The sequence below is a fragment of the Bradyrhizobium hipponense genome, assembly GCF_008123965.1.
Lineage (GTDB): Bacteria > Pseudomonadota > Alphaproteobacteria > Rhizobiales > Xanthobacteraceae > Bradyrhizobium > Bradyrhizobium hipponense.
In genome coordinates, this window is the sequence record NZ_VSTH01000051.1 from 1 (window position 1) to 14,101 (window position 14,101).

Below are 14,101 nucleotides of genomic sequence, written 5' to 3' on the forward strand. Positions count from 1 at the left end.
GGGGCCCTCATGCCGGTTACCGATAATCCAAACAGGTTACAGTGACGGCGCACTTAATTCATGAGTCTTCGAACCCGCGAAAGCGGCCGGGGTCATGGAGTGCACCTGTCACCGTAACCCTTAACTTGGCGGCGATTATGCGGTCACCCGGGATTAAGGTTTCTGCATTCGGTAGTGCCCATCGGGCACCCTTTTCCTAGGTTCCCAGTCTAGGAATGTCAGTCGCTGTTCCTTCCGCAGCCGAGCCGCGATGTCGCGAATGTCCTTTAGCCTCACGACACGCCGGCTCAGCACGAGCGGCCAAGCGTCTTCGAACTTGATCGACGCCGGAGCGGTAGGAACGAGTTCGAGGAACGCCACTTCTGCCGCGCGCCCTTCGCGAGCATCAGTATTACGGTATTACGGTGACAGTGCACCTAATTCATGAGCCTTCGAACCCGCGAAAGCCGGAATTCATTGAGTGCACTGTCACCGTAATCCTGAGCCATCACGCCTGCGACCCCAACTCGGACATTGTGCGCTCCCTCGGTTGGGGTTTATCAGCGCCGAAAATTCCGCACCCTCGCCGCTCGCCGTAGCATCTGGATTGCCACCTCGCCGCAGACGATGCCGGAGGGAGCGATCCGATCCTAGCGTCAAGCATTCGCGAGGTGGCGCCGCAGCACCGGCTTGAGCAGCACCACCGCGCACAATGCTGCCAGAATGTCCATCGCAGATACCGTGTAAAGAACGGTGGACCAGGTGCCGGTCGCTTCCGTGATGAGATTGCCGATCGGGACGAGCAGAGCGGCGACGCCTTTCGAGCAATACAGCACGCCGTAGATGCTTCCGATATTCTTCGTTCCGAAGGCATCTCCCGATGTAGCGCTGAACAGGCTATAGACCTCACCCCAGGCCAGGAAGACGACGCCGCTCAGGAAAACGAAAGCCCATGGATTGCCGCCGAACGTGGCGAGCGCGGTAATGCCGAGCCCTTCCAATGAGAAGGCAACGAACATCGTGTTCTCGCGCCCGATATAATCGGAGATGACACCGAACAGCGGCCGCGAAATCCCGTTCATGATGCGATCAAGCAGGAGCGCGAAGGGCAGCGCGGCGAGGGCGAAGAAGTACAGATCGACCCTGAGATCCTTCACGCCAAGATCCTGCGACATCGGCCCGAGCTGCGCGACTGCCATGAGGCCGCCGGTCACCGTCATCGTGAACATCACGAACAAGACATAGAAGACAGGCGTCTTGGCGGCTTCGAGCAACGTGTAATCGCGTCGGCTTTGCGGAACGGTCGTCGAGGGTCGCGTTTCACCCGCTTGCGGAGCCCGCAGCGCCAGCGAGGCGAGCATGATAATGATACCCTGGATCAGGCCGTACCAGAAGAAGGCGGCCTGGAATCCACCATTGGCGATCATGTTGGCGATCGGAATGATGGTGAGAGCGGATCCCGCACCGTAGGCTCCCGCAGTGAACCCAACCGCAAGCCCGCGGCGATCCGGAAACCATTTGATCGCGTTGTTGACGCAGGTCGCGTACACGCAGCCCACGCCAATGCCCCCGATTGCGGCGGCGATGTAGTAGTCCGTGAGCGAGGCGGCGTAAGAATCGATGATCCAAGCGAGCCCCGTGAAGAAGCCGCCGATGAGCACGATGATGCGCGGGCCGAAGCGGTCGATCAGATAGCCCTCGAATGGCGTAAGCCAGGTTTGCACGAGCACGAAGATCGTGAACGCGACCTGGATCCCGGCGCGCTGCCAACCGAACGTTTTCTGGATTTCCGGCACGAACAGCGTCCAGGCATATTGGATGTTCGCGGCGGCGACCATGCAGATGACGCCGAGAATGAGCTGCATCCAGCGGTAGCCCGCTTGGGCTTGCGCGCCAGGATGCGTCGTCGAGATCGTTGCTGATGACGTCATGATACCTCCGATGCTGGCACCGCGACGGCCATCGAACCTCCTCCGTCAATGTCCCGTCACTTCCAGCTGCGCAATTGCCCAGCTCATGGCCTCCGCCGGCATCATGGGTATGACCGCCAGCGAAAGCACCAAGCCAAGGGCAGAGAAAAGGGAGACCGCTGTCAGATCGTCGTGCCCCTCATAAATCGTGTACATGGGTGCCTCCGATGCTTGGGTTGCACCGCCATCGGTAGCCCAGCGTCTGATATGAAACACTCGGAGCGGCGCTGGACCTATTCCCTCCCCGGGAGCGTCGGCGCATCGTTCCGATGTTTATCCAGCCGCCTTTGCGCCGTCTGCCGACGACGTCGAACGACAGGAGTGCGCTCGGCAGGAGCGTGTCAAATCGCGACAGAGGCGGGCGACCGACGACGAGCGGCAAAGCCGCACGGAAACGATCAATCGGTCCGACCCGTCTCACGGATGTCGTTCCACGTGACAGCGCTTGCTTTTGCAGGCGCCTGGGCGGGATACCGGGCAGTTCCAGATTATAACCGCAATCGAAGCGCGCGTCCGTGCGCTCTCATGCCGCACTCCCGTCACGGAACAATCCTTGGTCGCCGCCGAGCTCGTGGCGCTCGACCGGACGCCGATGCGAATTGGGGGCAGGCCGTTTCACGCGACAAGGCCACCGATTCTACGATGGAATGGTAGAGACCATAGTCAGATCGAACCAGGAGCGTTACCTTGCCGGGCACTGAATTACGACAATCAGTGACGAAGCAGAGCGTTTCTGGTGCGGTAGCTCAGCGGGGCAATGAAATAACACCGACTAAGCCATCGTCGATTTGCTGGTGGGCCCGGCAGGACTCGAACCTGCAACCAGGCCGTTATGAGCGCATTCATTGCGCACTAAGTATTTGAAATCTCATCGGTTTGACCTCGTCTCATTTCAAATTATCGCATTCTGTTCTGGTCCAAACTGGTCCCGGCCTGGTCCCCACCGAAAATCGCGTAAACCCTATGAAACAAGGGGTTTTACGCGACTCGGGAGAGCTTTCGAGACCGCTTTCCTGGACCCCGCTTTTTGGTGATCAGGTTGGTCGCATCGCTCATGTAGTCGGGGTGATGATGACCGTAGTTGTCGATCAAAACCTTCGGTGACATGCCGAGATATCCTGACGCTTCCCAGATGTCGCAGCCCTGCTGCATGAGCCAAGTCGCAGCGGTATGACGCAGCGTGTGTGGCGTGACGTTGCCTTCCGAGAGATCAAGCTTCGCCAGCTCGACAGCGCTCGCCATTGCCGTCTTGACGCTCTTGATCGCGGCACCGTTCCACTCGACGAAGTGACTGGCGACGATCCCCCTGTCGACCCACCGACGCATGTGCGCGAGCAGTCGGTCCGGCAGGGGGATGATAGGCTGCCGCTTGTTGCTCTTCTTCTTGCCGATCGCCAGGCGGTGGTAGACGCCCTCGTCGAGATCGACATAGGACTTGCCGGTCGCCTTGTGGATCGAGGCGGAAGCGATGGCTGCCGCACGAGTGCCGGTGTATAGACCGATCAGGATGAACCGGGCGAGATGGCGGAGCGTGTACTTGCCCGTCTTGATCTTGATGCCCTTGTTCTTCCCGCGATGGATCGTCTGCTCTTCCTTGTATCGCCAGCAGGTCCACAGAAGATGGGCGGCCTCGGAGCGCTGAAGCCAACGCTCTCGACGGTCGCCCTTCTCAGGAAGGTTCACGCTGATGACAGCTCGATGGAGGTTCTCGTTGCCGTGATGATTGACGGCGGCCCGGAGGTTCTCCAGGTCGCGACGAGCGCCGCCCTTGCTGCCGCGATGCTTGACGTAACCATCGGTCATGTCGCTGTTCATCGCGCCCAGGTACTTCTTGCCGAAGTATTTGCCGAGCCGGGTGATCGACTGCTTCAGTCGCCGGATCTGAAGTTCCTGGGTCTCTTCGTCGTACTCTTTGACCTTGTGCTTGTAATAGATCGCGAGGACGTCGGCGAGCAGGATCTCATCGACGTCGCGCAGCTTGCGCTCGGGATTGTACTTGGTCGCTATGTACTTGCTGAGCGCTTTTTCCGCTTCCTCGGGCGGTCGTCGCTCACCAGGTTTAACAAGGACTCCTGTGCTAGTTGAGCTTTCTCCGTCTCGGATAACCCAGACGGATTTACGTCCTCCCTTCCGGGCAGGTCGTTTGTAGAGTCGTGCTCCCTTGTTCTGTTGCGACATCGTTCTCTCATACGCTTTATGTCTGCCAGCGTGGTGAAATGCTTTCCGGCGATCAGCTCGACGTCAAGTGTTCCACGGGCGATTTCGGTTCGGAGCCCGGTAATGGTCATGCCACCAGCCGGGAAGGCGAGTTTAAGTGCATCTTCTAATCTGAGCGGCGTGTCGGAGTCGACAATGCTTACTCCGCCCCCTTCGATTTTCGGCATCACCGACATGACGGATCTTCCTCAAATGCCCGGTAGGGGCCGGCCTGATAGTCCTTCCCCATGACGGTGTAGTTGACGTAATGCATCATTTCTTCCCGAATACGCTTTCGATCGAGTGGGTATTCTTTTCGACCGGAGCCTTCCAGCTCTTGATGGTGTTCTGCCTGCCGTTGACCTGGCCCTTGACGTGGAAGTCTTGCTCCTGTCGGGCACGGTTCAGCTTGGCGACCATGACGCGGAAGCCGGCGAGGACCGCTTGATTGTGGTCCCTGAAAGTGTCCGGCTTCCCGTCCTTTCCATTCACCCACTCCGGAGCCTGACCCGGTATGCCGAACGTCGCATGGTAGAGACCGTCGATCTCCTTGTGCTGCACGGCTGCCGAGTAGAAGGAGTTGGCGATTTTCGTCATGCAGCCCTCGCGTAGATTTGTCGCTCGATGATCTTTCGGTTCTGGATGAAGCCGCGGAAGTTGCCGTGCAGCTCGGGCGCCTGCCAGTGCTCAACCCGCCATTCGCCATACGGTCCAACCTGACCGGGCACGCGAACGTCAGGTGTTGCCTGATGCTCGGCCGGCGATGCGTGCAGCGGGCGGGCGCCGACCAGATCGTGATAGAGCTGCAGGTCCTTGTGGACCAACGGCTGCTTGCCTTCGTGCGTCAGGTAAGAGGTGCGAGCGCAGCGGGCGACGGAGATTTTGATCTGCGTCGGCAGGTCCAGCCATTCCCGCTCGTATTCGGTGACGAACGGCAGATGCCATTCACCCGGGCGCAGCTGATCCGGAACGCTTTCGGCGAAAGCATTCTTCAGCGCGATGGCGAGCGCCTGGATCTCGGGCTGAGCATCCTTGTGGTCGCGCAGCTCGAAGAAGTTGTCCCATTCGGTCGCGGACACCAGGACACTGATGTGGGCGAATGGCTCCAGCAGTCGATTGACGACCTGCTTGTGGTATCCGGATTCGTCGAATGCCTGGGCAATCTTGATGGCCTTGTCGCGGGCCAGTATCCAAGCTTCCTCCGGACTAAGCTCCAGAAAGCAAGGCTTGAGGTTTTGCTCATCGATAGCTTCGATGAAGATGGGAGCGCGATGTTCCTCGTCTGCTTGCATGCCCCGCTGGTTCTTGCCCCAGTGGATCGGCATCGCGGTATCGCGCAGGATGTCTTCGATCAGTCGGCTGACGGGGATCGCACGGGAGCTGGAGGCGTTGCGCGACAGGTTCCGGTCGTACATTACCCCGTCGTTGATCTCGATGATCATGTCGGGAGTCGAACTGAGGATGCGGTGCGTCAGCTCCTCGGCATGGATGAAGCGGGGGTAGCGGAGCAGCGCGGTCTTCAGCTCGATGCCGTCAGGCGAAACGCTGTGCGTGATCTTCTTGGCTGCGATTGTCATTCGGTCGAAGTTTCCTCAAGGATGCGTGCTGCTTCGGCATCAGTGTCAAAGGGGCCGATCGTGTCGAAGCTCGTTCCGTCCGGCTCCAGCCAGACGATGTACCAACCGGCGTCGTAAGCATCGCAGCCGGGATGGTGGTGGATGATGGTCGAACCCTGCGGCTCGGCCTCACTCATTGCTTCACCGGAGGCACGGTGCAGTACCAACCGCTCCTGGTGTTCTTGGCGACCGATCCCGCGGGGCAGTCGGGCTTTGTCGCGTCACCGATGATCAGACAGATCACCAGCAGGAAGAGGGTGATGACGCAGAGGATGAGAACCTCTCTCCAGTCGTCGAGCACGATCATGCGGCTTCCTTCGTGATGACGCGCTCTTCGATCGCATCGAGCAGTCGGGGCAGAGCCGTGAGGAGTCCAGTCAGGAAGCGGGCGCGCTCGGCGGCGGCAGGCGTGTTGCCGGTCATGGCGAGCACGAGGTCATCGCTGTTGCGGACCGAATGCATCACCGTGCGCTCAGGCAGGTCGAGGCGCTCGCGGGATTTTGCCAGGTGCGTCGCCATCTCAGCGACGTGCTCTTCATCGGTCAGTTCGGCGGAGCCTGCCCAGGTGGGGGACTCTACGAGTGTCAGGAACTTCCTCGCTTCGCGGACGAACGAGAGCAATTCCTGTTCGGTATTCTGTTGGTCTGACATGTGGGTCTCCGAAAATTGCCTAACCGAAAAGGAGACGGCCGCCCGTAGGCGACCGTCGTTTCTCACCACAGAGAATTACTGGGGCTGAGCGAGCTTCGAGATTTCCGGCTTGGCCGACTGGAAGGCGCGGAGCAGGCCGTCGTACTCACGCTCGTGGTCGTTGATCCAGTTCGCGTTGGCGACGAAGATGGCGTCGACCTGGATCGTGCCGATGGCCTTGGTGCCGTAGACCGCGCCGGACGGCTGGATGCGCGGGTAGGTGCCGGCCGGGATCTCGCCATAGCTGTAGACGTACTGGCCGCGGGCATCCTTGGCGACGGTCGTCATGTCGCGGTCATCGGTGCCGACCAGCACAACGCGGTCGCCAGCGTTCTGGGCGTCGTTCTTCATGAACGCGCTGTTGAGCGCGGTGATCACCAGGGCGCACTGCACCTGGCTGCCATCGGCCACAGCCTGCACGGCGCGGATGCCGGAGCGGTTGTCCGTCACGACCTTGCCGTAGCGCGCCTTGTCGGCGAGCACGAACGCATCCCACGTCGTGTGGGCGCCGGAGCCATCCGGTCCGATCGCCACGGTCATGTCCTTCGTCAGGTTGACCATGCGGCCGAGGTCGAGCTTGCGGTTGCAGATCATGTGCGCCTGCTCCTGGTAGAGCACGCCAGCGCGCTCCAGTGAGCTGATCGCCTTCGCGTTGCGGTTCGAGTAGACGAGCATCGCGTCGGACTGCACGAACGCGCCGTCGCACTCGCCGGCCGTCACCTTGTCGAGGTTGTCGAGCGAACCCTTGGTCTCGATGACCTCGACGCCCGGGAACTTGGCCTTCACCATGTGGCCAGCCTTGAAGTAGTTGAGCTGGCTGTTGCCGGTGCAGAGCCGGAATTTCACGGCATCGGCGTGGGCGGATGCGGTCATAGCGCCGAGAGTCAGCGCGGCGATCAGGAAGAGCTTCTTCATTCGTTTCTCCTTTGGAGGCCCGCATTTGCAGGCCGATTGCATTCAAACAAGCGTCAAGGCACTAAAAGAACCAGCGGCGGACCGGGTACTTGCGTGCCATTTTCCAGACGGAGGTGGCGATCACGTAGATGCCGAGGCCGTCCAGTATGTGATTGGCGAGGAAGACGCCGACCATTGGCTATCCCTCGACCGGGTTGGGGAGACCCGTTTCCGGGCTGTATTTCTGGTCGGGCCGGCGAGCGAGGCGGGTCGGGTCCTCACCGTTCATCAGCAGCCGCTTGATCTCCTGGATCATGAACGTCACGCCGACGACGATGTTCGGGATATCGCCGCCGTAGCTGCGGAATCCGCTCCAGTCCTTCGGGTAGGCCTCCGGGATGACGTGGAAGGCGTCAGCCCCGCGGTTGCGGCGATCGAGTGTCGCGTCGAACTGGGCGAAGCCTGCATTGAACAGCTGCCCCTTCGAGGCGTCGACTCTCTCGTTCGCGCTGCCCCACATCTTGTTCGTCAGGCCCAGCTCGTTCATCACGAGTTCCAGGGCCGTCTTCTCTGCTTCAATTGCGTCCAAAGTCGCTTCTCCTTTGCATTTATTTTTGCATTCAAGTCAGCGGAAATGCAAGCAGAATTTGGGTCCTAATACTTTTTTCCGTTCGGCTTGACGCGGTTCTCGTGCTTGTGATCGGGGCGCGTCAGGTTGAACGCGCTCTTCTCAGCAACGGCTCCCGCCAGATCCAGGCCGAGCGCGCCGGCCAGGTCGCCGAGCGATCGGAGGTTGAGGGCAAGTGCGATTTCCAGGCGGTTGAACGGGGCGATTGCCACGATGGCCTCACCGACCTTGGAGTTCATCGCGCCGCCGAGGTCGCCGTTGCGGATCAGAACGTCTGCCGCTTCGGTCTCCAGCGCGGTGCGATGGGTCAGCTTGTCGTCCATCAGGCTCTTGCGGTCGCCCTCCAGTGCTTCGGAAAGCTCGCTGTGCATCAGGGCGATCTTGACGGCCGGCATCAGCGGGTTTTGCCGCAGGTCGGCGCCGGTCGCGGGATCGATCCACCAATGAGCATTCATCTTGTGGCAGATGCGGGTGATCGTCTCGGTAGCGGATCTCAGTTCGTCGAGATCCTGCTGGGTGAAGTTGTCGTTCACGTTGGCTCCTTGAATCGGTACTCGTCAGCCAGGTCCTCGAACATCCGGACGACGTCACGCTGGTGACGGCCCGTCTGATCGTTCCAGTCGAAGGGGTGCTTGCCCAGCTGAGTTTTGATGATGGGAACGAAGCGCGCGTACGCGCTTCGATCGTCTTGTCCCGCAGCCCGGCGGATCGCCCCCTCGATGTCGAAAGAGCGAGCCTCCTGGCTGAATACGGGGACCGGCTTACCCTGCCGATCCCTCGCGAGCGTCTTCTGCGTCCAGCGCCCGGGCTTGGAGAACAGCAGAAGGCAGCGCTCCACGATCTCCAGCTCGGTGAACATCAGCTGCAGCCGGTGGTCTCACCGCACGTCTCACACTTCAAACAGGTGCCGTTCCGCACCATCGTGAAGCTGTGGCAGTTGCCGCACTCGTCGCCCGTGTAACCGGACATCTTGGCGACAGCCCTCTGATCCGGCAGGACCGCCTTGGTCGTCCGATCGACAATCTTCTGGAGATCATCGTCGGTCATCCCTTCGGCGACGTTGACGGTGATCTGGTTGACCACCGTCGCATCCTGGCCGACGCCATCGCCCATCGCCGTGTGATTGCTCTCGTCGGGGGTGACGTGAGCCAGGTCATCGCGACCGAGGTAGTTGATCGCGAGGTCCCGCCATACGAAGTCGATGATCGAGCTGGCGCTCTTGATGCGGTCATGCTCCTGAACGAACCCAGCCGGCTCGAAGCGGAAGAACGTGAACGCATCGACGTACTCTTCGACGGGCACGCCGTACTGGAGGGCGATGCTGACGGCGATGGCGAAGGCGTTCATCATCGACCGGAAAGCGGCGCCTTCCTTGTGCATGTCGATGAAGATTTCACCGAGCCGACCATCGGCATACTCTCCGGTGCGGAGGTAGACCTTGTGTCCGCCGACGATAGCCTTCTGCGTGTAGCCGTTGCGCTTCGAGGGCAGCTTCTCGCGCTTGCGGACGATCTTCTCGACCACCTGCACCACGTTCTGCTTCTGCTCGACCACCTCGTCTTCGACCTGATCGTCCTCGACCAGAGCGGAGCTGAGCGGCTGAGACAGCTTCGAGCCGTCACGATAGATCGCGTTGGCTTTCAGACCGAGCTTCCACGACAGCATGTAGGCCTTCTTCACGTCCACGATCGATGCGCTCGCGGGCATGTTGATGGTCTTGCTGATCGCACCCGAGATGAACGGCTGGACCGAAGCCATCATCTTGATGTGACCCTTGGTCGAGATGAAGCGCTTGCCGATCTTGCCGCAGGGGTTGGCACAGTCGAACACCGCATAGTCCACTTCCGCCAGGCCCGGAGCACCCTCCAGGGTCATGGTCCCGCAGACCTCGGTGTTCGCCTTCTCGATCTCCTCGTCGCTGAACCCGAACGCCTTCCAGTCCGCCAGGAAGCGGATGTCGAAGGCCGATCGGACACTCGACTCAGAGATCGAGGTTCCAGCTGCGCGCAGGGCCAGATCGAACTTGGCCGGCAAACGACCCGTTCCGGTCGCATACAGAACCATCGCCTCGATCTCAGCCTTGCCGTAGCCGAGCTGAGCCAGCGCCGGCCGAACCGACTGGTTGATGATCTTGAAGTAGCCACCGCCGGCCAGCTTCTTGAACTTCACCAGAGCATAGTCCGGCTCGATGCCGGTCGTGTCGCAGTCCATCACGAGACCGATGGTCCCGGTCGGCGCGATGACCGTGGTCTGCGCATTCCGGAAGCCGTACTGCGAGCCCAGATCGATGACCTCGGCCCAGATCTCGCTCGCGCGGCCTGCCAGACCCTCCTGGTACTCGTTGTCCCAGTCGAGACCGACCGGCTCGATCGAGAGGCCGGTGTACGGCGCGCTGCCGTTCTCAGCCGCTGCGTAGTGATTGTGCATCACCCGCATCATCGAGTTGGCGTTCTCGTAATACTTCCGGAACGGTCCCAGCTCCTGAGCCATCTCAGCCGACGTGCGATAGGCGATGCCAGTCATGATGGCGGAGATTGCGCCAGCGAACGCCCGTGCGTTGTCGGAGTCGTAGGCGATGCCCGCCGACATCAGCATGCCGCCGATGTTGGCAAAGCCTAGTCCGAGCGTCCTGTAGTCGAACGACCGGAGGGCAATCTCCATGGACGGGAACTGCGCCATGTAGACCGAGATTTCCAGCATGATCGTGATCAGCCGGCAGGCGTGCTCGAAGCTCTCGACCTCGAAGACAAGCGGGTTTTCGCCGCTCTGCGAGGTGAACTTGAGCAGGTTGGCCGAGGCCAGGTTGCACGCCGTGTCGTCCAGGAACATGTACTCCGAGCACGGGTTGGACGCACGGATGCGACCGCCGGCCGGGCAGGTGTGCCATTCGTTCATGGTCGTGTTGAAGTGCAGACCGGGGTCTGCGGACTCCCAGGCGGCGAGACAGATCTGATCCCAGAGATCCCGGGCCTCGATCGTCTTGACCGCCTTGCCGTTCGTGCGACCGATCAGGTCCCACTTGTGGCCGAGCTGGACAGCCTCCAGGAAGTCGTTGGTCACCGACACCGTGTTGTTCGAGTTCTGACCCGACACGGTCTCATAGGCCTGCGACTGCCAATCGACGTCGAACTCCGGGAAGTAGAACGGCTCGTCGTTGTTGGCGAGCTGGATCACGCGCTGGATGTAGCTGTCCGGCACGAACGCCTTGCGGGCGGTCTTGATCTCGGCCTTGCCGTCCTTGCCGTCGAGGATCGCCCAGTGAACGGCCTGGAGAGCCTTCTTCACTGCCTTCGAGCCAGCGACCAGGGCCGCAACCTTCTTCTCTTCCTCGACCTTCCAGCCGACGTATTCCTCGATATCCGGGTGATCGACATCGACCACGACCATCTTGGCCGCGCGCCGCGTCGTGCCGCCGGACTTGATCGCGCCGGCTGCCCGGTCACCGATCTTGAGGAACGACATCATGCCCGACGACGAACCGCCGCCCGACAGCTTCTCGCCCGTGCCACGCAAACTCGAGAAGTTGGAGCCGGTGCCGGAGCCGTACTTGAACAGGCGAGCCTCACGGAGCCACAGGTCCATGATGCCGCCGTCCTGGATCAGGTTGTCGCCGACCGACTGGATGAAGCAGGCGTGCGGCTGCGGGCGCTCATATGCCGACGTGGACGGCTTGACGTCGATGACGTCGTCGCCGTCTTCCTCGACGAAGAAGTGACCCTGGGCCGGGCCGTCGATGCCGTACGCCCAATGCAGGCCGGTGTTGAACCACTGCGGCGAGTTGGGTGCGAACATCTGGGAGGCCAGCATGAAGCGCATCTCGTCGTAGAAGGCGAGCGCGTTGGACTCCTCGGACTCGTTGAAGTCCTTGATGGAGACGAACATGCTCATGCTGCCGGGCTTGAAATAGCCGCCCTTCAGACCCCAATAGGTCCAGCAACCGGCGAGGCGGTCGAACACCTGCTTGGCGGTCGTCTCGGAGCCGAGGAACTTGTCCTCTTCGCCGAGCGGGAAGGGCTCAGCGACGGAGCGCTGCAGCCACGCCGGCACGACCTTCTCGGGCACCTTCACCAGGATCTTCGGCACGCCGGCCTTGCGGAAATACTTCTGCGCCAGCACGTCGACAGCGACCTGCGACCAGGACTCGGGCACCTCGATGTCTTCCAGGCGGAAAGCGATCGAGCCGTCCGTGTTCTTGATCTCGCTGGTCGCCTTGCGCCAGGCGATCAGATCGTAAGGCGAGACGCCCGCCCTCGTGTATCGTCGTTCAATTCTCATTACGTGGTGGGCCTTACCGGTAGGACTTGGAGTAATCGATGCGCTGCTCGTACTTGATGGGCACGAACTTCACGGGGAGCGCGCTCAGCTCCTTCAACAGGCCCTCGATGGCCGTGTTGTTGGCGTCGTCGCGGGGATCGAGCGCCTTCAGCTTCGCGACGAGAGCGTCGATGCTGGCTGCCTCAGCCCTGCTGAGCCGGCGCTTTGCATGGACGGCGGTGCCGAACTGGCGATAGGCGAACTTCTGCTTCACCTGCCGAGGCTTCGACTGAGCCTGCAGCAGCAGGCCGAAGGCCTTGAGGATCGAGTCCTGGGTGGTTCTGACTTCCATGGTTTTTGCTTCTCCTTTTTGCATTCAAGCAAGCGTCAAGACATGGCTCTGATGCGCCGTCTGATCTGTTGTCGGGCGTAGTTGGCGGAGTAGGGCGTCCTGGGCGAGACGGAGACGGGTACCGACATCCACTTGCCCCTGACCTGAAACTCGATGAGGTGATGCTTCTTGTCGTGGCCGAAGCTGAACGCTTCGATCTCGCCACTACGTTTCATCTCCTCCGCTACCTTCTTCACCTCGCGTACGTGTCTTTCCATTCTTCCCCCGTTTCGGAAATGGCCGCTTGGGCCATGCCTTCTTGCGTCGAGGCTGAGGTGCCTCAACTTCGGGGTCACCTTTGGCCAGCATGCGACGTCTGAACTCTTCGGTGTCCTTCGCAACCCGCTTTGTGCGGGCGATTTCCTGCACGTCACCTCGCGTCAGCTCCTCGCGGGATCCAAACGTCTTCTTGGCGTGACAGTCTGTGTGCTTGGCCTCGATGAACGCGGGGTCATTCGACCGCGGCGTTGTATCCTTGGCCTCAGCGTCCCAGCATCGCAGCTGGATGGCAGGGACGTGATCGAACTGGGTGTCGTCGAGCTTGCCCAGCCTCTGACCGCATTTGCTGCAGAGGCTGTGCTGTCTGATCACCACCTCCAGCTTGACAGAGACCGGTATGGCCTTCCGGAAGCGGGCAGGTGGGGCAAGTTCGAGGACGGATTGCATTTGCATTTCCTATTTGTATTCAAGCAAACAGTCAAGCATTTTGAACCGGGTCGTCGATGATGATCAGGTCTGCGGTTTTGCCGAGCAGCTGCTGCGGCGAGCGCGGCTTCGGCACGATGACCGACACCCGTTGCTCGTAGGCCCGCTGCCCATCCGCCGTTACGTGGCCGTCCTCGGTCAGGAACTTCTTCCGGATCAGGGACTCGACGATGACCTTCTGCCACGGCTGCATCTTGATGCCGACAGCCTGGCCGGTCGCCTTCAGCCAGTTCAGATAGGCTGGCAGATGCTCCCGCATGAACTCCACCTGGGCCTTCGACATGCGCGGCTTGCGCTTGGGTTTAGCAGCCGACGTCATCGGGCTCGTCCCAGTTCGGGTCTTTGTACAAGCGGTATTCCAGGCCTTCGCGGTGCCACTGGCCGGCACACATGCCGATGACCTTGTTGTTGGCGAGGAAATCCTCGTCGGACATCTCCTCGTCCTCGTACATCTCCTTCAGCTCGGCCGCCGTCGCCAGCTCGTTGGTCCAGACCAGCTCGGTGTTGCCGACCTTGACCTTGGCGAAATCGGTGAGGCTGTTCTCGACCTGCGAGATGGCGTGGCGCAGGTCTGCCAGCTCGGACAAGAACAGGGCGGCGTTGTTCGGCCCGCCGCCTGGGAAGGTGCTGGCGAGACCGAAGCGGCCGATCTTGCCGTAGATGCGCAGGCAACGGCCGATCACTTCGACGACCTCGCCGGACTCCTCGACGACGCGGACGACCTTGCCGCCGACGTCTGTGGGTAGAAATCTTGGGTTCACGGGTTTTTCCTTGGGAA

Annotated in this window: 18 protein-coding genes; all 18 read right to left on the reverse strand. The window is 61.0% G+C overall.

Annotated elements, in window-relative coordinates:
- Positions 1-635: 635 nt before the first annotated feature.
- The 18 genes from oxlT to FXV83_RS15905 all read right to left on the reverse strand — a co-directional run bounded on the left by oxlT (position 636) and on the right by FXV83_RS15905 (position 14,084).
- Positions 636-1,910 (reverse strand): oxalate/formate MFS antiporter, encoded by a 1,275-nt coding sequence (oxlT, locus tag FXV83_RS15830; protein WP_148740338.1) that lies wholly within the window; start codon positions 1,908-1,910, stop codon positions 636-638.
- A 45-nt stretch (positions 1,911-1,955) separates the two neighbouring features.
- Positions 1,956-2,105, reverse strand: coding sequence for a hypothetical protein (locus FXV83_RS42720; RefSeq protein ID WP_187435937.1), 150 nt, complete (start codon positions 2,103-2,105; stop codon positions 1,956-1,958).
- Between the two features lie 822 nt (positions 2,106-2,927).
- Positions 2,928-4,127, reverse strand: a complete 1,200-nt coding sequence (locus FXV83_RS15835; RefSeq protein WP_148740339.1) for a tyrosine-type recombinase/integrase — start codon at positions 4,125-4,127, stop codon at positions 2,928-2,930.
- Positions 4,128-4,418: 291 nt separating this feature from the next.
- Positions 4,419-4,742 carry a hypothetical protein gene (locus tag FXV83_RS15840; RefSeq protein WP_148740340.1) on the reverse strand — a complete coding sequence of 108 codons (324 nt, stop codon included), beginning with the start codon at positions 4,740-4,742 and terminating at the stop codon, positions 4,419-4,421.
- A complete protein-coding gene (locus tag FXV83_RS15845) occupies positions 4,739-5,587 on the reverse strand; it encodes an FAD-dependent thymidylate synthase (protein ID WP_210250736.1) in 849 nt (282 codons plus the stop codon). The genes FXV83_RS15840 and FXV83_RS15845 overlap by 4 nt, the downstream gene beginning before the upstream one ends.
- Before the next feature lie 131 nt (positions 5,588-5,718).
- Complete coding sequence (locus tag FXV83_RS15850; RefSeq protein WP_148740342.1) at positions 5,719-5,898, reverse strand: hypothetical protein; 180 nt, start codon at positions 5,896-5,898, stop codon at positions 5,719-5,721.
- On the reverse strand, positions 5,895-6,068 hold the full coding sequence (locus tag FXV83_RS42725) for a hypothetical protein (protein ID WP_187435938.1): 174 nt from the start codon (positions 6,066-6,068) through the stop codon (positions 5,895-5,897). The genes FXV83_RS15850 and FXV83_RS42725 overlap by 4 nt, the downstream gene beginning before the upstream one ends.
- Positions 6,065-6,412: a hypothetical protein gene (locus tag FXV83_RS15855; RefSeq protein ID WP_148740343.1), complete on the reverse strand. Its 348-nt coding sequence runs from the start codon at positions 6,410-6,412 to the stop codon at positions 6,065-6,067. Before FXV83_RS15855 ends, FXV83_RS42725 begins: the two co-directional genes overlap by 4 nt.
- Positions 6,413-6,487: 75 nt before the next feature.
- Complete coding sequence (locus FXV83_RS15860; protein ID WP_148740344.1) at positions 6,488-7,366, reverse strand: TAXI family TRAP transporter solute-binding subunit; 879 nt, start codon at positions 7,364-7,366, stop codon at positions 6,488-6,490.
- Positions 7,367-7,544: 178 nt separating this feature from the next.
- Positions 7,545-7,934, reverse strand: coding sequence for a hypothetical protein (locus tag FXV83_RS15865; RefSeq protein WP_148740345.1), 390 nt, complete (start codon positions 7,932-7,934; stop codon positions 7,545-7,547).
- A 65-nt stretch (positions 7,935-7,999) separates the two neighbouring features.
- Positions 8,000-8,506 (reverse strand): nucleoside triphosphate pyrophosphohydrolase family protein, encoded by a 507-nt coding sequence (locus FXV83_RS15870; RefSeq protein ID WP_148740346.1) that lies wholly within the window; start codon positions 8,504-8,506, stop codon positions 8,000-8,002.
- Positions 8,503-8,832, reverse strand: a complete 330-nt coding sequence (locus FXV83_RS15875; protein ID WP_148740347.1) for a DUF6197 family protein — start codon at positions 8,830-8,832, stop codon at positions 8,503-8,505. The genes FXV83_RS15870 and FXV83_RS15875 overlap by 4 nt, the downstream gene beginning before the upstream one ends.
- Positions 8,832-12,248 carry an adenosylcobalamin-dependent ribonucleoside-diphosphate reductase gene (locus FXV83_RS15880; protein ID WP_148740348.1) on the reverse strand — a complete coding sequence of 1,139 codons (3,417 nt, stop codon included), beginning with the start codon at positions 12,246-12,248 and terminating at the stop codon, positions 8,832-8,834. Before FXV83_RS15880 ends, FXV83_RS15875 begins: the two co-directional genes overlap by 1 nt.
- 13 nt (positions 12,249-12,261) lie before the next feature.
- Complete coding sequence (locus tag FXV83_RS15885) at positions 12,262-12,579, reverse strand: hypothetical protein (RefSeq protein WP_148740349.1); 318 nt, start codon at positions 12,577-12,579, stop codon at positions 12,262-12,264.
- 35 nt (positions 12,580-12,614) lie between these two features.
- Positions 12,615-12,794 carry a hypothetical protein gene (locus FXV83_RS15890; RefSeq protein WP_187435939.1) on the reverse strand — a complete coding sequence of 60 codons (180 nt, stop codon included), beginning with the start codon at positions 12,792-12,794 and terminating at the stop codon, positions 12,615-12,617.
- Positions 12,784-13,284 (reverse strand): hypothetical protein, encoded by a 501-nt coding sequence (locus FXV83_RS15895; RefSeq protein ID WP_148740351.1) that lies wholly within the window; start codon positions 13,282-13,284, stop codon positions 12,784-12,786. Before FXV83_RS15895 ends, FXV83_RS15890 begins: the two co-directional genes overlap by 11 nt.
- Positions 13,285-13,315: 31 nt before the next feature.
- Positions 13,316-13,642, reverse strand: coding sequence for a hypothetical protein (locus tag FXV83_RS15900; protein WP_148740352.1), 327 nt, complete (start codon positions 13,640-13,642; stop codon positions 13,316-13,318).
- Positions 13,626-14,084 (reverse strand): hypothetical protein, encoded by a 459-nt coding sequence (locus FXV83_RS15905; RefSeq protein ID WP_148740353.1) that lies wholly within the window; start codon positions 14,082-14,084, stop codon positions 13,626-13,628. Before FXV83_RS15905 ends, FXV83_RS15900 begins: the two co-directional genes overlap by 17 nt.
- Positions 14,085-14,101 lie beyond the last annotated feature (17 nt).